At 56.4% G+C, this 18,672-nt stretch carries 17 protein-coding genes and 1 pseudogene; 7 read left to right on the top strand and 11 right to left on the bottom strand.

The genetic code is table 11. From position 1 onward, the window contains the following. Positions 1–4 precede the first annotated feature (4 nt). The 5 genes and pseudogenes from JM93_RS13340 (at position 5) to JM93_RS22280 (ending at position 4,768) form a co-directional block, all read left to right on the top strand. On the top strand, positions 5–2,455 hold the full coding sequence (locus JM93_RS13340) for a circularly permuted type 2 ATP-grasp protein (RefSeq protein WP_145344187.1): 2,451 nt from the start codon (positions 5–7) through the stop codon (positions 2,453–2,455). Continuing rightward, positions 2,421–3,296 carry a transglutaminase family protein gene (locus JM93_RS13335; protein ID WP_145344185.1) on the top strand — a complete coding sequence of 292 codons (876 nt, stop codon included), beginning with the start codon at positions 2,421–2,423 and terminating at the stop codon, positions 3,294–3,296. The genes JM93_RS13340 and JM93_RS13335 overlap by 35 nt, the downstream gene beginning before the upstream one ends. A gap of 87 nt (positions 3,297–3,383) precedes the next feature. Continuing rightward, a pseudogene (locus JM93_RS22415) lies at positions 3,384–3,479 on the top strand (zinc-ribbon domain-containing protein); the annotation flags it as partial. A 99-nt stretch (positions 3,480–3,578) separates the two neighbouring features. Continuing rightward, positions 3,579–4,346 (top strand): putative zinc-binding metallopeptidase, encoded by a 768-nt coding sequence (locus tag JM93_RS13330; RefSeq protein WP_208995187.1) that lies wholly within the window; start codon positions 3,579–3,581, stop codon positions 4,344–4,346. 299 nt (positions 4,347–4,645) lie between these two features. Beyond that, positions 4,646–4,768, top strand: a complete 123-nt coding sequence (locus tag JM93_RS22280; protein ID WP_280114427.1) for a hypothetical protein — start codon at positions 4,646–4,648, stop codon at positions 4,766–4,768. 67 nt (positions 4,769–4,835) lie between these two features. On the opposite strand, the gene JM93_RS13325 is transcribed toward JM93_RS22280, so the two are convergent. From JM93_RS13325 to JM93_RS13275, 11 genes are all read right to left on the bottom strand, one after another. Beyond that, on the bottom strand, positions 4,836–6,488 hold the full coding sequence (locus JM93_RS13325) for an ABC transporter ATP-binding protein (protein ID WP_145344181.1): 1,653 nt from the start codon (positions 6,486–6,488) through the stop codon (positions 4,836–4,838). A 2-nt stretch (positions 6,489–6,490) separates the two neighbouring features. Next, the gene (locus tag JM93_RS13320) at positions 6,491–7,267 is read right to left on the bottom strand and encodes an ABC transporter permease (protein ID WP_145344179.1); all 777 of its coding nucleotides are present in this window, start codon (positions 7,265–7,267) and stop codon (positions 6,491–6,493) included. Next, on the bottom strand, positions 7,197–7,556 hold the full coding sequence (locus JM93_RS13315) for a hypothetical protein (RefSeq protein ID WP_145344177.1): 360 nt from the start codon (positions 7,554–7,556) through the stop codon (positions 7,197–7,199). The genes JM93_RS13320 and JM93_RS13315 overlap by 71 nt, the downstream gene beginning before the upstream one ends. 10 nt (positions 7,557–7,566) lie before the next feature. Next, positions 7,567–8,523 carry an ABC transporter permease gene (locus JM93_RS13310; RefSeq protein WP_145344176.1) on the bottom strand — a complete coding sequence of 319 codons (957 nt, stop codon included), beginning with the start codon at positions 8,521–8,523 and terminating at the stop codon, positions 7,567–7,569. Between the two features lie 185 nt (positions 8,524–8,708). Further along, on the bottom strand, positions 8,709–10,319 hold the full coding sequence (locus JM93_RS13305; RefSeq protein WP_145344174.1) for an ABC transporter substrate-binding protein: 1,611 nt from the start codon (positions 10,317–10,319) through the stop codon (positions 8,709–8,711). A gap of 508 nt (positions 10,320–10,827) precedes the next feature. Beyond that, on the bottom strand, positions 10,828–11,826 hold the full coding sequence (locus JM93_RS13300; RefSeq protein WP_145344172.1) for an ABC transporter ATP-binding protein: 999 nt from the start codon (positions 11,824–11,826) through the stop codon (positions 10,828–10,830). 4 nt (positions 11,827–11,830) lie between these two features. Next, positions 11,831–12,859, bottom strand: coding sequence for a Gfo/Idh/MocA family protein (locus tag JM93_RS13295; protein ID WP_155197637.1), 1,029 nt, complete (start codon positions 12,857–12,859; stop codon positions 11,831–11,833). Further along, positions 12,856–13,695, bottom strand: a complete 840-nt coding sequence (locus tag JM93_RS13290; RefSeq protein WP_145344170.1) for a carbohydrate ABC transporter permease — start codon at positions 13,693–13,695, stop codon at positions 12,856–12,858. Before JM93_RS13290 ends, JM93_RS13295 begins: the two co-directional genes overlap by 4 nt. Positions 13,696–13,708: 13 nt before the next feature. Next, complete coding sequence (locus JM93_RS13285) at positions 13,709–14,623, bottom strand: carbohydrate ABC transporter permease (protein WP_145344168.1); 915 nt, start codon at positions 14,621–14,623, stop codon at positions 13,709–13,711. A 69-nt stretch (positions 14,624–14,692) separates the two neighbouring features. Then, positions 14,693–15,946 (bottom strand): ABC transporter substrate-binding protein, encoded by a 1,254-nt coding sequence (locus JM93_RS13280; RefSeq protein ID WP_145344167.1) that lies wholly within the window; start codon positions 15,944–15,946, stop codon positions 14,693–14,695. 41 nt (positions 15,947–15,987) lie between these two features. After that, positions 15,988–16,875 (bottom strand): N-acetylmuramic acid 6-phosphate etherase, encoded by an 888-nt coding sequence (locus tag JM93_RS13275; RefSeq protein ID WP_145344165.1) that lies wholly within the window; start codon positions 16,873–16,875, stop codon positions 15,988–15,990. Between the two features lie 149 nt (positions 16,876–17,024). Here JM93_RS13275 and JM93_RS13270 point away from each other — a divergent pair, with 149 nt between their 5' ends. Together JM93_RS13270 and JM93_RS13265 are read left to right on the top strand one after the other, a co-directional pair. Further along, positions 17,025–17,912 carry a glucosamine kinase nucleotide-binding domain-containing protein gene (locus tag JM93_RS13270; RefSeq protein WP_145344163.1) on the top strand — a complete coding sequence of 296 codons (888 nt, stop codon included), beginning with the start codon at positions 17,025–17,027 and terminating at the stop codon, positions 17,910–17,912. After that, positions 17,909–18,661 (top strand): GntR family transcriptional regulator, encoded by a 753-nt coding sequence (locus JM93_RS13265; protein WP_145344161.1) that lies wholly within the window; start codon positions 17,909–17,911, stop codon positions 18,659–18,661. The genes JM93_RS13270 and JM93_RS13265 overlap by 4 nt, the downstream gene beginning before the upstream one ends. Positions 18,662–18,672: the final 11 nt, after the last annotated feature.

The following is an 18,672-nucleotide window of genomic DNA, read 5'->3' as shown; positions in this document are numbered from 1 at the left end:
CTCAATGACAACCTCAAGGGCCTCTCAAGACACAGGGGAAATCAACCACCTGATCGCATCCTACGTTCCGCTGAACGGTGTTTCAGACGAATTGCTGGATGCCGAAGGACAGGTCCGCCCGGTCTGGAGACCCTTCCTCAAACACTTGTCCAACTTGTCGGCGGACAGCATCGCTCAGCGGTTTGCACGCGGGAACCAATACCTGAAAGATGCCGGTGTTTTCTATCGTCAATACGGCGATCAAGTCGCAGCCGAACGGGAATGGCCGCTCAGCCACATCCCAGTCATTATCGACGCCAATGAGTGGAATACGATTGCCACTGGCTTGATACAACGCGCAGAGTTGCTTGAAGACATTGTTGCAGACCTTTATGGACCAAACCAGCTCGTTGCCGACGGATATTTGCCGGCAAGTTTGCTCGGACAGAGCCCCGAATGGCTCCGTCCACTGGTCGGCGTTACGCCGGGATCGGGCCATTTTCTGCATTTCCTCGCATTCGAAATCGGGCGCGGACCAGATGGCATGTGGTGGGTCCTGGGCGATAGGGCACAGGCCCCTTCCGGGGCCGGATTTGCTTTGGAAAACAGGGTAGCGACGCGGCGCATTTTTAACGAGTTCTTCGCGCGCGCCAACGTTCAGCGTCTGGCGGGTTTTTTCCGCCGCTTTCGGGACCAGTTGCTGGACTTGCGGGCCGAACCGAACAGCCGGGCAGCCGTCCTCACCCCTGGTCTTCACAACGATACCTACTTCGAACACGCCTACATTGCCCGATACCTTGGTTTCATGCTGCTGGAGGGTGAGGACCTAACGGTCGAAAACGGCAAGCTCATGGTGCGCACGGTAACAGGATCGCACCCGATCAGCGTGTTGTGGCGTCGCCTGGATGCCGCCTGGGCGGATCCGCTGGAGCTTAACGAAAACTCCCGAATTGGAACACCAGGCCTTATCGAAGCAGTGCGTTCGGGGCGCGTGACTATGGTCAATGCCCTCGGCGCAGGCGTTGTCGAAACCCGTGCACTGCTTGCGTTTTTGCCGCGCATTTGCGAGGCGTGGCGCGGCGAGCCCCTGAAACTTCCAAATGTTGCGACATGGTGGTGCGGCAGTGAGGCGGCCCGACACTACGTCGCCGGCAACGCCGAACGGATGTTGTTCAGCAATGCTCTTTCAACCGCGCTTCCGTTCGAGGTGTCTGATAGCAAGGCCATCAAGGATCAGCAAACAGCGGTGAGCGACCAAACAATCAACAGCTGGCTTGACACCAATGGGCACCAGCTTGTTGCCCAGGAAGCTGTGACCCTGTCCACCACACCGGCTTATTCCGATGGGGCCCTCACGCCGCGCCCCATGAGCTTGCGTGTGTTTCTTGCGCGAACTCAAACCGGGTGGGAGGTGATGTCGGGCGGTTTTGCCCGTATCGGCCAAACAAACGATCCGAGCGCAATCGCGATGCAGGCCGGAGGATCTGCCGCGGATGTCTGGATCAGCGGAAAACCGTCCGTGGACGGAGACACGCTGTTCAAGCGGCAGCAGACCCAATACGTTCGCACCCAGCCGGGCGTACTTCCCTCAAGAGCTGCTGACAACCTGTTTTGGCTCGGACGCTATGTAGAGCGTGCCGAGGCGGTCATACGTATGTTACGCGCCTATCACACGCGCCTGTCTGAAGCTGACGACCCGGAGGCTCCACTTGTCTCCCGGGCCCGAACCTTCCTGAAGGTCCTGGACATTTATCCAACCAAGAATGTTCCGGACGGGCTGAAGACCACACTTAACTCGGCCGTCTTGAGCGCGAGCAAAGTGCGAGAGCGGTTTTCACAAGATGGATGGCTGGCCTTAACAGATCTGGCCCAAACCGCTGAAATCATGCAATCGTCCATACGCACCCGCGAAGACGCCGTTCAGGACATGGGACTGCTTTTGCGCAAGATCACTGGATTTTCGGGACTAGTGCATGAAAACATGTACCGGCTCACGGGCTGGCGTTTTCTTGGGATCGGACGTTCACTGGAGCGGGCGTATGCTACGGCGCAACTGCTTGCCGATTTCACAGAACCGAACGCACCCGAAGGCTCGCTGGAGCTGGTCCTTGAAGTCGCCGACAGCTCAATGTCAATGACCCGCCGCTACACGGTCACCATGAGCAGCCCTCCAGTCCTCGACCTTCTGGCGCTTGACACCCGCAATCCACGGGCAATCCTTTATCAGCTAAACGAACTTAAAGAACATTTGACCGAGTTGCCAGGCGCTGACAAGCACGGCCAGCTGTCGGACCTATCACGTGCCGTTCTCGAAGTGCATACATCATTGGCCATCTCGAAACCGGATACCCTAACACCGGATCGGCTCAGGGAGATTGGCGAAGCGATCGCAGAATTGTCTGAAGATATTTCCGAAACCTATATGCAATGGAGAGGCCTGCGTGATTTACGACATCTCTCTTTCGATCTCGTATGAATATGGCAGCCGGGCAGATGCGGGACGTCATACACTACGCTTGCTTCCTGCAATCATACAAGGCGAACAACGACTTATTCTCGGCGCCTTGCACCCGGAACCACACCCGGATGAACGTAGGGATAGAACCGACTTTTTCGGCAATAATGTCACCGAAGTCGCTTACCGGGCGCCGTTGTCCAAGATCGCCTTTAATGTTCAAGCCCGCATTGATCGCATGGCAGCACCAGTCGGCCTGGATATATCGCCGCCCTTGCGGATTTTGCCCACGGAAATCAGCCAAGTGCGATCGATGTCGCCGGACCAACCGGTCCATTTTTTAGGCGCATCTCCCAGGATAGTCTCGGACCTTTTGTTTCACGATTACGCATTGCAACACACGCACAGCGACATGACCGTGCTCAGCGCGGTTGAAGCGATCGGCAAAGCGCTTTACGACGATATGGCATTCGATGCCGAGGCAACAACGGTCGAGACGGCCGCGCTTGAAGCCTTTGAAAACCGCCACGGCGTATGTCAGGACTTCACCCACATCATGATCTCGTGTTTGCGAAGCATCGGCATTCCGGCTGGCTATGTCAGCGGTTTTCTGAGAACTTTGCCACCTGAAGGTATGGACCGTCTGGAAGGCGCAGACGCCATGCACGCCTGGGTCCGCGCATGGTGCGGCGTTGAGATCGGCTGGGTCGAATACGATCCGACGAACGCGCTTAGGGTCGGATCAGATCATATCGTGGTCGCGCGTGGTCGCGACTACAGCGATATCGCACCCGTTAAGGGTGTCCTGCGAACATCCGGTAGCCAGACAACAAAACAAAGCGTCGATGTCGTTCCGCGCTGAACTGATCAAGGCATGCGCGAAAACCCGTGAATTAGTCGGGCGACAGCATTGGCGCTGACAACGCAAAAACCGAAAAAGGGCAATGAAATGCGTCTCTATAAATGCCCTCAGTGCCGTGGGACTGTTTATTTCGAAAATCTTGCATGCACCTGCGGAACGGAGCTTTTCTATGATCCTGATGCGGACGAGATGCGAGATAGTGCACCCGCTTGCGAAAACCGCGATCAAATTTCGTGCAACTGGGCGACCTGCGGTGGACGTTTTCTTTGCGCATCTTGCCAAATGACCATAACGACCCCGGATATCGGCTTGGAAGAAAACCAAGAACTCTGGAAAATTTCCGAAGCGGCAAAACGGTGGGTGCTCGCGAATTTAATCAGTATCGGTTGGTTCAGTGCAGGCGATCCCGGACCACGCCCTAGTTTTGACCTACTCGCTGAACGCGGCACCTTCGGCCGAAGCCAGCCGGTCATGGGTCATGCGGACGGGCATATTGTGATCGATGTCGCCGAGGCAGATCCAACAGAAATCGTGCGGCGCAGAGAGAACTTGAGCGAGCCCTACCGAACGATGCTCGGCCATTTCCGGCATGAAATTGCGCATTTCTTGTTTATCCGGCTGTCAGACGAGACCGCATTTCTTCCAGAATTTCACGCTCTTTTCGGTGACGAGGCAACGGACTACGGTTCAGCACTCGATAATTACTATGCGCAAGGGCCTGCATCCAATTGGCGTGACAACTACATAACCGCCTATGCCTCCAGCCATCCGCACGAAGACTGGGCAGAGACAGCATCGCATGTGCTTCACCTATGGGATGTGATCGACAGTGCGCGGGCCGTGGGTATGGCAGTTCAGCGGCAGTCTCCGCCCGCACCCCGGGAAATGGACTGGCTGTCGGAGGCGCTGGACTTGGGCATTGCCCTCAATCATGTGAACCGCTCTATGGGCTTGGAAGATCTCTACCCGTTTGTCATCTCACCAGTAGTGCGTCAGAAACTGGAAATGGCAAGCCGTTTCCTTATCCGTCCCGCTCGCCACTCATGGTGAGCCAACAGCAAGCCATTTTGCCAAGGGCACTCCAACAGAGTTTTTTGGAGCGGTCAAAAACAGTATGGCTAGGCATGATTTTGGCGGGTCTAGATCGTATTTTCGTCGCGTTTCAGCCGATTTGGCGCCCCAGTTTAACGGGTCATGCACCATCTGAATAACAAACAAATCAGCTATGCGGAAAAAGCAGACAGTTTTTAAAATCTGTGCATTGAAATCTTAACCCCCCTCGTCTACCTGTCGCACTAACAGCAAACGCATCATCCCAACGTCGGTTTTGGGCAGTTTAGGAGGTCGGAATGACCCGTGATGATTGGATCCGTGAGTACAGACAGCACAGTGGTTCTTGGCAAGCAGTTGTCGGCGTTTATGCCGTTCTGGTTGGCGCTATGGTTTTGTCTGGCTACATGATGGTCGGCTGAGAACGCCCGAACACTTTAGATTGACCCAAAGCGAACCCCCATGCGGTGCACGGGGGTTCTTGTTGCGTTATACGTCGGCCGCTTCGCCAATGTCGTCAACACCGCGTTCTTCGAGAAGTGTTGTGAGCCAGTTCGGGTCCATTTCCGGCACCGACGACAAAAGCAGGTCTGTATAAGGATGGTGGGGCGGTGTGAACATCTCGTCTTTTGGCCCCTGCTCGACGACCTTGCCGCGCTGCATCACAACAACCTCGTCCGCGATTGAGCGCACAGTCGCAAGATCGTGTGTGATGAACATGTAGGCGAGATTAAACTCCTGTTGAAGCCGATCGAGCAGCTTCAAAATTCCTTCAGCCACCAGTTGGTCCAGTGCGCTTGTAACCTCATCGCAGATTATGAAAGCGGGATCAGCAGCCAAGGCCCGCGCTATGCCGACACGTTGTTTCTGGCCTCCCGACAATTCTGGCGGATAGCGGCTGTAGAATTTGGCCGGATCAAGTTCGATCAAGTCCAAAAGCTCATCTACGCGTGTTTTCAAAGCTCCGCCATGAAGCCCGCTATAGAACTGCGCCGGGCGGCCGATGATATCGCAAATCCTAATTTTAGGATTAAGCGCAGTATCGGCCATCTGGTAGATCATCTGCGCTTGTCGCAACTGATCTTTCGAACGGTCTTGATAGCGCGCAGGCAACTCTTCTCCCTTGAAAAGGATCTTGCCCTTTGTTGGCGGGAGCAACCCGGTGATGCACCGGGCCGTCGTCGATTTGCCAGAACCAGATTCGCCAACAACAGCAACAGTCATGCCCGGGTAGATGTCGAAGGACACGTCATCCAGGACCTTGGTCTTGCCATAAGCAGCGTCAATGCCTTGCACCGAAACAATCGGCACGGCGTCTGCACCTGTTGGACGCTGTTTTTGCGGACGCTTGAAGCTGCGAACAGCCCACAAGCTTTTGGTATACTCCTCTTTAGGCTTGTCGAGCATCTGCGCGGTCGGCGCCTCTTCGACCTCTTCGCCTTTCAAGAGCACCTTGATGGTGTCAGCCATCTGCGCAACAACAGCGAGGTCGTGAGTAATATAGATCGCAGCCGTATTGAACTGATCGACAATGTCACGGATCGCTGCAAGCACCTCGATCTGCGTTGTCACATCCAGCGCCGTGGTCGGTTCATCGAAAATGATCAGATCCGGCCGGCACGCCATGGCCATCGCGGTCATTGCCCGCTGCAGCTGCCCGCCTGACACCTGGTGCGGATAACGAAACCCGATCTCGTCCGGATTCGGTAGCCGCAACCGATGGTACAGCTCCATCGCATCCTCTTGCGCCTCAACCCGTTTCTGGATCCGATACTGAATCGGGGCTTCGGTATGCTGATCAATGATACGATGTGCCGGATTGAAGGATGCGGCCGCAGATTGAGCAACGTAAGCAATCCGGGAACCGCGAAGAGCACGCAGATCGTTTTCAGGGGTGGTGGTCAGCTCCATGCCGTCGAATTCAATCGAGCCACCGGAAATCCGGCACCCGTCGCGGGCAAAGCCCATCGATGCCAGGCCGATCGTTGATTTGCCAGCGCCAGACTCGCCGATCAGACCCAGCACCTCACCCTTATGAAGGGTAAGGTCGATGCCATGGACAATCTCGATCCACTTCTCATCCGAATAGCCCTCAATCCGAAGATCCTTGATTTCGAGCAGGACATCTTTTTTCGGAACCATGCTCAAACCTCCTTCAGGCCAGAAGACCGGAACAGCATCCAGTCAACAACAAAGTTCACAGCAACGGTCAGAAGCGCAATTGCTGCGGCTGGGATCAACGGCGTGATTTCACCAAAGGAAATCAGCGTCGCGTTTTCCCGCACCATGGACCCCCAGTCCGCGGTCGGCGGCTGAATGCCAAGACCGAGGAAAGACAGACCGGCGATCAAGAGAAAGACAAAGCAGAATTCCAGGCCGAACTCGGCGATCAAAGGCGCTGTTGAGTTCGGAAGGATTTCCTTGCGGATTAGGTACCAAGTTCCCTCACCGCGCAGCTTGGCAGCCTCGATATAGTCCATCACGACAACGTTGCCGGCAACAGCACGGGTCAAGCGGAAGACGCGCGGTGAGTAGATCACGGCAACGACAACGACGATAACTGTCAGGTTGGTTCCGAAGATACTCAGCATCAAGAGCGCAAAGATCAAAGATGGAACCGACATGATAACGTCGGCGAGCCGGCCCATGAACTGGTCAAACCAGCCGCCCTTGGTTGCAGCCAGCAACCCGCCCAAAGCCCCCATCAAAAATGCAAGCATGGTCGCAAGGAGCGCAAGTCCGACGGTATTTCGTGCCCCATAAATGATGCGACTAAACATGTCGCGGCCAAGCTGATCGGCACCCAGAAGCATGTTTGCATCAGGCGGTGCAAAAGCCGATGAAATGACTTCAGCCTCGCCAAATGGTGCGATCACAGGCGCGAATATTCCGGCGATTGCATATGTGAAAATAACGAACATGCCAAAGGCCGCCGTCAACGGAGCTGTCCGCAATTCCTTCGCCACGCCTTCCGGGGGTGATGATAATGAGGAACTCTCGGAATGCGAATGACGTTCCGGCGGCAAGAGCCAGAAGCCCGGCGGCGATCGTAATGAAACGCAGGGCCGAAACGCCGCCAATGATTCCCATGACGAAGGAAACCAAAGTCAGGGAAAAGACCAGAATAAAGATTTGCCGTTTCTGATAAAACGCCGCAAGGCAAGATGCCCCAATCAGCAGCGCGTAGTAGCCGATAACGAATGTGCTCATATCGCTGCCCTCACTTTGGATGCCGCAAACGCGGATTGGTCAAGATGGCCCCAACATCTGCTGCAAGGTTGAGCAGGATGAAGGTTGCTGCGAAAATAAGGCAGCATGCCTGAACAATCGGGAAGTCGCGTTTGGCAACCGCATCTACCAGCAGCTGGCCAATCCCCGGATACACGAAAACAACCTCAACGAGGACAACCCCCGTGATGAGATAGGCCAAATTCAGGGCAACAACATTGATGATTGGTGCCCATGCGTTCGGCAATGCGTGCTTTACGATGATCTTCCAGGGCGGGACCCCCTTGAGACGCGCCATCTCGATATACGGCGAAGCCAGCAGATTGATGATGGCAGCGCGCGTCATGCGCATCATGTGGGCAGTCACGACCAGTACCAGCGTCAACGCAGGAAGAAACGTCCGGTGAAGAAGCTCGCCAAAAGTCATATCGGCGCTGAGGCTCGCGATCGCAGGGAAGTAGCTTGTCTTGACGGCGAAATACAGGATCAGTATGTAGCCGAGAAAGAACTCGGGAGACGAGATCGACGTCAGTGTGGCGACGTTTGCCACACGGTCGAATAACGTATTGCGCAACAGCGCAACGATAACACCCAGAATGATCGAGATCGGAACCGCAATCACGGCAGCGTAAGACGCAAGGAATAGCGTGTTGACAAACCGATCGGTAATCGCCGCGCTCACGCGTTCGCCCGACACCAGCGATACGCCAAAATCTCCGGTCAAGGCCCCGCCGAGCCATTGGAAGTAGCGCAGGATAGCAGGCTGGTCGAGGCCGAGTTTCTGCCGCAAGGCCGCCACGGTCTCGTCGGTGGCCCCTTGGCCGAGAACCGCTTGCGCGATGTCGCCGGGAAGAAGTTCAACTGCAAAAAAGATCAGGATAGAAACCACGAGAAGCGTGATCACACCTAAGCCAAGTCTCTTCAGGACCAGCTGTAGGATGTCCCCCATATGTCCCTCCAGAATGTGGACGCCCGCCCCGCAATAGGCCGGCACATTTTGGCTCCGCGTCCTGTTTTCTTGACGTTGGCTTTCAGCGGAGCCAGTGCTTTGGAGTGGGGACCGGCCCAGAATGCGGGCCGGTCCTCTGTATTCGTGTTCAGGCGATCAATTGTCGGCCTGAAATCCCGTCTGGATCAGGATTCAAACCACCAGCGGCTTGCGGCGCGAGCGCCGTCATTTTCCCAGCTGGCCGCAAGCTGATCGGGCGTGCCGACCTTGGAGCTGTTGGCGTACACAAAGTTGTTGAAGAACGGAATAATCGTTCCGCCATCATCCTTCGCAAGGATCGCCATATCCCGGTACATTTCTGCCCGGAGGTTGTCATCCAGCTCAGCCTTCGCCTTGATCAACAACTCGTTGAACTCAGGATTTTTCCAGCGGGATTCATTCCACGCAGCATCATCCTTGTAGGCCAGGGTGTACATCACGTCCGGCGTTGGACGCGCGCCCCAAGAAACAAGGCAGAACGGCTTCTTCAACCAAACATCTGAGTAGTAGCCATCGTTTGGCTCACGCACGACGTTGATATTCATACCTGCAGCCTTGGCATGCTCTGCATAGAGTACGGCCATATCAACTGCACCGGCATAGACACTGTCTGCTGTGCTTAGCGAAACTGTGAGGCCTTCTGCACCTGCCTTCTTCAGCAAGGACTTCGCCTGGTCCGGATCGTAGTCATGCTGCGGAATGCCATCCGGCCAGTACGGCTGTGCCGGCGAATGGTGGAAGTCATTGCCCTTGGTGGATGCACCAAAGGTGATCTTTTCGATGATGTCGTCGCGGTTCATTGCAAGCTTTAGCGCCTTGCGAACATCGACATTGTCGAACGGAGCTGTGTCGCAATGCATTGGAAGCGTAATGGCACCAGCCGACGGGATATTGTGGATGGTGATGTTCGGATTGCGCTGCAGCAAGCCCATTGTCTTGAGCTCAATCAATGAAACCGCGTCCACATCGCCTGTCACGAGCGCCGTTTGACGTGCGTTCGGATCATTCAGTGTGATCAGCTCAACATTGTCGAAGTAGGCGCCTTCACCATGCCAGCCATCATGCTTGCTGAGGCTAAACTGCACACCGAATTCACCATTCTCGATCTTGTACGGTCCGCAGCCATCGCCCGACTGCCAGTTCAGCGTACCGTCTTCATTCGCTGGGCAAATGGCCAGGTGATAGTCGGTCATCAACCACGGGAAGTCGGCATTGCCGCCTGTCAGCTCAACAATCACCGTGTAGTCGCCGTCTTTTTTGATGTCGACAACATCAGACAGGAGCGCCTTGGCTGCTGACGTGGTGTCGTCACCGCGGTGGTGATTCAAAGACGCGATCACGTCGTCGGCGGTCACTTTCTTACCGCTGTGGAAAGAAGCGTTTTCATTGATCTTGAACGTCCACGTTGACGCGTCAGCGCTGGCTTCCCAAGAATCTGCAAGGTCAGGCCCCAAGGAGCCGTCACCCATGATCATGGTCAAGAAGCTGCGGTGTGTGTGGGCCAGGAAGATCATCACCCGGGTGAGATAGGTGCCTGGGTCATGTGAATCAGAAGTGTTGCCGTCGTGAATACCCCAGCGAAATGTCCCGCCGGACTTCGGCTGCGCCTTGGCTTTTGTGGACCAAAGGCCGGTCGCTGTTGAAGCCGTCACACCTGCGAGTACGGAATATCGGATGAATTCACGTTTCGTGATGCCGCCGGTGCGGGCGGCTTGCTCAAGTCGATTTAGTAACTCAGTGTCTTTGGACTTTGTCATATGTCTCCCCTTCCGGTTCTATTCATTGCCGCGCGGGCAGCAATTCCCGTACGTAGCATCCCGGCATTCGTAAGAGTGCGAGATGTTGTTCTGCGACATGCTGGTAACAAAACACGAACCACACCGGTTCGGCCACCCCTTTGGGCAAATTCATTGTTTCAAATTTGCGACACGGGAAGTTGCCTATATTTTTTGCAGTGCAATATATTTTTTGACCAATTGTTTTATTTTCTTAAAAAGTGACAGAGACTCAATAATTTTTTGGCATATTTCTTCAAATTAACTTGAAAAAAGCATCCGAATAAAGAGAAAAAATGCATGGTGTGCAACTCATACTCTGCTCATTTTTCACACATTACAAATCGCTAATCTTTATGCAATCTCGCGCAAAAGTAGAAAAATAAATCGACACAGCAACACCGCAGACATGCTGCGGTGGCTTCTGAGGCCATTTCAAGTAAAGCAGACAAATGAAAATACCGACGATCGCAATGAGATCAAAACAGCCCTAAACCTGTCGGACGCCGTCCCGTGTAAAGCGGTAGGTGTTTTCGGTAGAAAAAGCGAGATTGACGGTCGTTCCAGTCCCAACCGGATACTGGCCAAACATGCGCACGGTAAACGGCATCTCATAGCCGATATCGACCAAGATGTTGGTGTCGCCGCCCAGCTGCTCGACATGCACGACCGGCCCCGACAAAACCCCTGACTCTGCGATTTGAACATGTTCCGGGCGGATGCCGATCTCCTGGTCGGCCGGGCCGCCGAGCCGCTCTGCAGGGACAAAATTCATCGACGGGGAGCCCAAAAACTCCGCAACGAAACGGTTGGCCGGATTGTTGTAGAGCTCCATCGGGCTGCCGACCTGTTCCACCCGGCCGTCGCGCAAAACGACGATCTTGTCCGCCAGTGTCATCGCCTCGGTCTGGTCGTGCGTCACATAGATCATGCTCGCTGCCAGCTGACGGTGCAGCTTGGCAATCTCCAGCCGCGTGTTCATGCGCAAGGCGGCATCCAGGTTCGACAAGGGTTCATCAAACAGGAACAGCTTTGGCTCGCGCACCACGGCGCGGCCAATGGCAACGCGCTGCCGCTGCCCGCCGGACAGTTCGGCCGGGCGGCGGTTAAGATAAGCTTCAAGCGACAGCATACGGCTGGCCTCGGCAACCCGCTTTTCAATTTCCGCTTTGGGGCGTTTTTCTTGCTTGAGCGCGAGCGCCATGTTGTCGCGCACATTCAGGTGCGGATAAAGCGCATAGGACTGAAACACCATGGCAATGCCACGCTTTGCCGGCGGCACCGTATTCACCACCGTCCCGCCAATGTCTATGATTCCAGATGTCGCGTCCTCCAGCCCTGCGATCACACGCAAAAGCGTGGACTTGCCACAGCCCGACGGGCCGACGAAGACAACGAATTCGCCCTCCTCAACCGAGAGATTGATGTCTTTCAGGACATGCACGGCGCCAAAAGACTTGTTGACGTTTGAAAGTGTAAGCGCAGTCATCGGGTCAGGCTCCGGAAAGGTCTATCGGGGTGCCGGTGCGGATGCTCTCGTCCGCGGCAAGGCAAATCCGCAGAGATTGCACGGCGTCATTCATGTGACGGGTCAGATCGAGGTCATTTTCAATCGCCTCGATCATGGCAAGCTGTTCTGCATCGCACAGCTCCTGATGGCCCGGCTCACCGGGAAAGTCGACCAGGCGGTCGCCGGACAGCGTGTGAACGAGCAGTTTTCCAACTGCGGTGTGGCTGTCGACATCGTCGGAGCCGGTCTCCTTGACGTCTGCGATCGATACCGAGCCTTTCGGACTGACCACATCTTTCACGAAATGGGCTGTCTCCGACATCATCGGCCCCCAGCCGGCCTCATACCAGCCGACAGACCCATCGGAGAACGCCACCTGAAACTGGCCGTAATTGTACATGTCCTCGGCGATTTCATGGGACAGACGCAGACCGATCCCATGGACCCGAACCGGCATGGCGTCCGTGATCTGGCACATGACATCGACATAGTGGACACCGCAATCAACGATCGGGCTGACCGATGACATCAGGTGCTTGTGGGTTTCCCAGGTCGCCCCGCTGCTTTGCTGGTTGAGATTCATCCGGAAGACATACGGCCCGCCCAGCGCGCGCGCCTCGGCAACAAACTGCTGCCAACTTGGATGGTGGCGCAGGATGTAGCCGATCATCAGTTTGCGGCCCGTCTGTTTGGCCATTGCCACCATCACGTTGGCGTCTTCAACCGTTGCGGCCAGAGGTTTTTCGCAAAAGACATGGGCTCCCGCCAGCATCGCCTTCATGGCAAACGGCTTGTGGCTCTCGGTGTAGGTTGCCACCACAACAAGGTCGGGCCGTGTTTCCGCCAACGCCTCGTCGAGATCGGTGAAATAGGGCACGCCATCCAGCGCTTCCGGCAGATCCGGCCGGGGTCCGCGCGCCATCAGCCCAACCAGTTCGGACCGCCCGCGCGTATGCGCCAGCGCATGACTAAGCCCCATGCTGCCAAGACCTATGACAAGAACGCGGATCATTTGACGGCTCCCGATGTGATGCCGCGGATCAGCTGGCGCGAGAAGATCACGTAAAGCGCCATGACAGGCAGGATGGCCAGCGACAATGCGGACAAGACCGCATTCCAGTCCGTCACGAACTGGCCGATGAAGACCTGGCTGCCAAGCGTCAGCGTCTTGGTTTCCTCTGCTGGCGCGAGGATCAACGGGAACCACAGATCGTTCCAGATCGGGATCATGTTGAAGACCGCCACGGTCGCCATGGCAGGCCGTACAAGCGGCAATACCAGCCGGAAGAAAATCGTGTACTCGCTCAACCCATCAATGCGGCCGGCGTTTTTGAGATCCTCCGACACCTGGCGCATGAACTCGGACAGGATGAACACCGCCAGAGGAAGGCCTTGTGCCGTATAGACAAGGATGAGCGCAAACAGTGTGTTGACCAGTCCCGTTTGAACCATCAGGTCAAGGATCGCGACCGTGCCGATCCGGATCGGGATCATGATGCCGAGCGCCAGATACAACCCCATCAAGGTGTTGCCCTTGAACCGGTATTCGGACAAGGCGAACGCGGCCATCGCCCCAAACAGCAAGATAAAGAACAACGAGCAGACGGTGACAATCAGCGAGTTCTGGAAATACAGAAAGAAGTCGCCCTGCTTGAGTACGGTTTGATACCCGATCATCGAAAAGCTGTCCGCGTCCGGCAAGGCCAGCGGTTCACGGAAGATGTCTCTGCGGCTCTTGAAGCTGTTGATCACAATCACGAAGACGGGAAACAGCGCGATCAGGGTGTAGAGGATCAACGCACCATGGGCGGCGATGACGTTGACCGGGTTTTGGCGGGCCTTGTTCATCTTGAAACGCTCCTCAGAACTGGTAGCGCTTGAGGCGCGTTTGAATGCCGAACAGATAAACGCACACACCGACCAGAATGATCGCGAACATTGCGGTCGCTATCGCCGACCCCATATGGGGATCCCCCAGCTGAAGCTGGAAGCCGAAGAACGTCCGGTACATGAAGGTGCCGAGGATATCGGTCGAGAAATCGGGCCCGGCGAGCGCTCCTTGAGCGGCATAAATCAGGTCGAAGGCATTGAAATTTCCGACAAAGGTCAGGATCGAGATGATCCCGATCGACGGCAGGATCAGCGGCAGCTTGATCTTCCAGAACGCGGACAGACCCGTGATGCCGTCGACCTCACCGGCCTCCAAGATTTCTTCCGGGATGGAGAGCAGTGCGGCATAGATCAGCATCATGGGGATGCCGACAAACTGCCAGACCGAGATCAGCGCCAGCGTCGTCAAGGCGTATTCTTCCTTTCCGAGCCAGGGCGCAAACAGGCTTTTTAGCCCGACAGCCGAAAGCATATCCGGCGCGATCCCCCAAATAGGCGAGAGGATCAATTTCCAGGCAAAGCCGACGATGACGAAGGACAGGATCGTCGGCACGAAAATCGCCGACCGATAAAAGCTTGCAAAACGCAATCTTGGGTGGCTGAGGATTGCCGCCAGAGCAATCCCGATCGGGTTCTGAACCAGCATGTGGACGAGGAAGAACCAGAAATTGTTGCCCAGGGCATTCCAGAAGCTCTCAGACCAGCGCGGATCGCCAAACAGCGTCATGAAATTCGCCAACCCGACAAACACCCGGACCTGATCGGTCTCCGTGTAGAGCGCCAGCCGCAATGTGTTGAACAGCGGGAAGATCATGATCGCGGTGTAGACCAGAACCGCTGGCGCCAAGAACACGACCACATGCCATTTTATGCGCGAAGACTTCACGGTTTCCTCCCGGCCGCTTGCAAAAGCGGCCCCGGACACAAAGCCCGGAGCCGGAATCAGGTCGACAGATTACTGCTGCGGCTCGTACCAGCTTGCGAGGCCTTCCTGCAGCTGTTGACCAAGCTGTTCAGGCGTTTCCGTTCCCTTGATCGCGGCCACCGAGGCGCCCCAGGTCTCGTTCTCAAGGTTTGGCGTACCCCGGGACAGGATCTGATAGGTCGAGCGGATGGTGGATTCGCACTCACCGCGCCAGGACACGAATTCCTGCGCCAACGGATCTTCCATGGACACGTTATGGTTCGACAGGGAGAAGAAGCCCGGCAGTGCGTTTGCATAAAGCGTCGCGAACTCTTCGGACCCCACCCAGTTCAGGAAGGTCTTGGCAGCATCCGCGTTCGGGCTGTCTGCGTTCAAGCCGATTGCGATGTCCGTGTGATCCGAGATGTAGCAGGTGTCACCGGCATTTTGCACCGGCGGCTTGAAAGCCCCCATTTCGAAATCGGCCTGAGCGTTGAAACCGGTGATTTCCCAGCTGCCAGCCGGATAAATCGCAGCACGGCCCAGCGTGAAGATGTTCTGGCTGTCCGGATAGGTTTGCGCCTCGTAGCCATCGCCCATGTACGCGCCCCATTTGGCGAGCGTGGCAAAGGGCGCAACCCACTGATCGTCGGTCAATTTTTGCTCGCCCTTGATCAGCGCAAGACGGCCTTCCTCGCCTTTCCAGTAGTTCGGGCCGATGTTGTTGTAGCCCATGGTCGCCGCTTCCCACTGGTCGTTCGTGCCCATGGCAAGCGGGATGTAGGAGCCATCTTCCTTAAACTTATCAAGCGCGGCAAAGAATTCGGCTTCGGTTTCTGGAACCTCGACGCCAACTTCCTCGAAGGCTTCCTTGTTGAAGATAAAACCATGGATCACCGAGGCCATCGGCACGCAGAAGGTGGCCGATGCGTCATCCGTCTGCCATGCGGACTTCGCGACATCGGAGAAGTTCGACATGTTCTCAAGCCCCGACACATCGACCAGATGGCCAGCGTCATAAAGAGCGAGCGAAGCATCAAACGGGCGGCAAGTGATCAGGTCTCCGGCACTGCCCGCATCCAGCTTCGAATTAAGCACCGCGTTATATTCAGCCGGGGCGGACGGGGTAAACTTGACCTTGATGCCCGGATGGCTTGCCTCGAAAGCCGGAATGATCTTGTCCTGCCACAATGTCAGGTCGTCGTTGCGCCAGCTCTCGATGGTCAGCGTGACGTCCTCTGCGAAAGCAGGGCCGGACAAGAGGGTTGTTGCCAGCAGGGCAATACAGAGACTTTTGCGCTTCATTAGAAACCTCCCAATAGGTTTTAAGGACCGGCGGCGCCGGTTCACAGTCGAGCGATAGCTGTCCGCAGATACCCCTCAGTGTCCGCGAGCAGTTGTTGGGCGCGGTCGAGCGATGGGGCTCCCCGCGCGATAAGAACGGCGGGTTTGACCTCGCCTTTCGCCGTTTCCAGGCTCTTGAAAGCGGTTTGCAGATCGACCCCAGCAATGCGGCTGACGATGTTTGCTGCCCGCTCGCGCAGTTTTTCATTGTCCGCAACGAGATTGACCATCATGCCATCATGGACGTGCCCCAAGCGGACTCCCATCAGGGTCGACATGGTGTTCAACGCCGCCTTTTGGGCGGTTGCAGCTCCAAGACGGGTCGAGCCGGCCACGATTTCAGCTGGCGTTGGCAGGCATACCGCAACATCGGCTTCAGCAAATATTTGCGCGTCGTGATTGTTCGCAAGGCAAATCGTCTTCGCACCGCGTGAACGTGCCCTTGATGCAAATTCGACAGGATAAGGCGTCGTGCCACTCGCTGTTAAAGCGATAACGACGTCTCCTTGACGCGCAATTTCAGCGTCGCGGCCTGCCGCCTCGCGGTCATCTTCTGTATGACCTGGCATGTGACCGCTCACCGGGACCCCGCCCGCCATGAAAAACAGGATGCGGTCCGGCGCGATGCCATAGGTGCCGGACAATTCTGCCGCATCTGCAAGAGCCATCAGTCCTGACGAACCCGCGGCGGCATAGATCAGCCGCCCCTGCCCACGCATCGCCTCAACCATCAGGTCAGCTGCGCGGGTCAGTTCGGTCAAGGCGGCGTCGACAGCAGCAACAGCCTGCGCCTGACCGCCAACAATCGCGGCCGCAATTTCACCGGGCGGCAAGGTATCAAGCCCAATCGCATTGCCGTGTAACTGTTCTGTTTGACGCAATTCCTGCACTGCCAAAAGCTCCCGCTGATCCACAAATAATACCTTTAAGATACCTTTTGTCTACCATTTATTTTTGAGAAAGCATTTCAGCCGCTATTGTGCGGAATTTTCAGGATTTTTCGCTTTCATTCGGCATATTGGTATTGTATAGGTATTTTATGAGCAAGCCAGCTTCACATATTCTGATTGGAATTGATGGCGGCGGCACACGATGCCGGTTCGCCATTAAGACCAATCGCGAGCACCATGAGATCGTGCTGGCAGGAGCAAACACTCATACCGACCGCGCCACAGCGCTCACCACTCTTAAAGAGGGCTTGAGCGCATTGCGGGAAAAGGCACAGCTTTCACAACAGGACATCAACGAGGCTCGTTGCTACGCGGGCCTTGCCGGCATTGTAAACCGGCAGCAGGCTAAAGAGCTTGAACAGGCGCTTCCCATAAAAGCCCTTCTGATCGAAGACGACCGGCGCGGTGCCGTTGTTGGCGCGCTTGGCACCGATCACGGCGCCGTCGCGGGAATCGGAACCGGTTCTTTTGTCGCTCGCCAATCGCAAAGCGGGTTGAAGATCCTGGGCGGCTACGGCGCCGATCTCGGCGATGAGGCCTCGGGCTGCTGGTTGGGAAAGATGCTTCTGGGCCGAACGCTTCATTGGCTGGACGGATTAGCTCCCTACAGTGATCTCATTGACGCAGCCTGGCAGCGTTTCGACGCAGATCTGGAGACCCTGCTGACCTTTGCAAAACAGGCCAAACCGTCTCAGTTTGCCGAATTGGCTCCGCTGGTTGTGGAAGCAGCAAGCGCCAACGACCTGAATGGCAGGGTCCTTATGTCCGAGGGCGCAGATTATATTTTGCGCTGCCTTGACGCGCTCAGCTGGACCCCGGGTGAACCCCTTTGCCTTCTCGGCGGACTTGCGCCGCATTACCAGCCGCATTTGCCGGCGAACGTCACCGCGAGCCTGACCCCGGCCAAAGGAACAGCCCTTGATGGTGCTTTGCTACTTGCAGAGCGTGTCGCCGAAAACGCCGGAGCTTTGTCATGACCATTGAAGAGTTCCTGAACCCTGAGAGCTGGATGGGCAGCGGGTCTGGCCCACGCTATGTGCAGCTGCGCCGGCGGCTTGAAGAAAGCATTGAAAGCGGCCTTATGGCCGCGAATGAACCTTTGCCGGCGGAGCGCGAAATCGCCGCACTCACCGGACTGTCACGGGTCACGGTCCGCCGCGCTATGCAGGACCTCGTCGACAAGGGGATTATCGTCCAAAAACAGGGGTCGGGCAGCTTCGTCTCAGACGGCACGCCCAAGGTCGAGCAGTCCCTGTCCCGCTTGACGTCCTTCACCGAAGACATGACCCGCCGTGGACTATCCTCCAGGATCGAGTGGCTTGGCCGCGGGCTTTTTGCCCCGACACCGGATGAGGCCATTGCACTTGCCTTGTCGTCCGGCGAGCAGGTTGCGCGCCTTGCCCGCCTGCGCATGGCGAACGACAAGCCGATGGCGATCGAACGCGCCTCCCTGCCCTCCGATATTTTGCCGGATCCGGACATCGTGACCACCTCGCTCTACGAGGTGTTGGAGCGCGCCGGCAACCGTCCGGAACGGGCAATCCAGAAGATATCAGCCATCAATCTCGACCGTGCCGACGCAGATCTGCTTGGCGTTGAGCCCGGTGTTGCGGGCCTGCGCATTGAGCGCACGTCTTATCTAGCCAACCGGCGGGTCGTTGAGTTCACCCGCTCCATTTACCGCGGCGATGCCTACGATTTCGTGGCAGAGCTCCGCCTATCCTGACCCAGGCTTGC

This window comes from Roseibium hamelinense, from assembly GCF_007830545.1.
In the GTDB taxonomy this organism is placed as follows: domain Bacteria; phylum Pseudomonadota; class Alphaproteobacteria; order Rhizobiales; family Stappiaceae; genus Roseibium; species Roseibium hamelinense.
This window is presented reverse-complemented; position numbering and strand designations above follow the sequence as displayed.

Bases quoted from the DNA above. Each gene is read 5' to 3' on its own strand.
- JM93_RS13340 (WP_145344187.1), top strand. From the start codon at position 5: ATGACAACCTCAAGGGCCTCTCAAGACACAGGGGAAATCAACCACCTG.
- JM93_RS13330 (WP_208995187.1), top strand. From the start codon at position 3,579: ATGACCATAACGACCCCGGATATCGGCTTGGAAGAAAACCAAGAACTC.
- JM93_RS22280 (WP_280114427.1), top strand. From the start codon at position 4,646: ATGACCCGTGATGATTGGATCCGTGAGTACAGACAGCACAGTGGTTCT.
- JM93_RS13325 (WP_145344181.1), bottom strand. From the start codon at position 6,488: ATGGTTCCGAAAAAAGATGTCCTGCTCGAAATCAAGGATCTTCGGATT.
- JM93_RS13320 (WP_145344179.1), bottom strand. From the start codon at position 7,267: ATGTTCGTTATTTTCACATATGCAATCGCCGGAATATTCGCGCCTGTG.
- JM93_RS13315 (WP_145344177.1), bottom strand. From the start codon at position 7,556: ATGAGCACATTCGTTATCGGCTACTACGCGCTGCTGATTGGGGCATCT.
- JM93_RS13310 (WP_145344176.1), bottom strand. From the start codon at position 8,523: ATGGGGGACATCCTACAGCTGGTCCTGAAGAGACTTGGCTTAGGTGTG.
- JM93_RS13305 (WP_145344174.1), bottom strand. From the start codon at position 10,319: ATGACAAAGTCCAAAGACACTGAGTTACTAAATCGACTTGAGCAAGCC.
- JM93_RS13300 (WP_145344172.1), bottom strand. From the start codon at position 11,826: ATGACTGCGCTTACACTTTCAAACGTCAACAAGTCTTTTGGCGCCGTG.
- JM93_RS13295 (WP_155197637.1), bottom strand. From the start codon at position 12,859: ATGATCCGCGTTCTTGTCATAGGTCTTGGCAGCATGGGGCTTAGTCAT.
- JM93_RS13290 (WP_145344170.1), bottom strand. From the start codon at position 13,695: ATGAACAAGGCCCGCCAAAACCCGGTCAACGTCATCGCCGCCCATGGT.
- JM93_RS13280 (WP_145344167.1), bottom strand. From the start codon at position 15,946: ATGAAGCGCAAAAGTCTCTGTATTGCCCTGCTGGCAACAACCCTCTTG.
- JM93_RS13270 (WP_145344163.1), top strand. From the start codon at position 17,025: ATGAGCAAGCCAGCTTCACATATTCTGATTGGAATTGATGGCGGCGGC.
- JM93_RS13265 (WP_145344161.1), top strand. From the start codon at position 17,909: ATGACCATTGAAGAGTTCCTGAACCCTGAGAGCTGGATGGGCAGCGGG.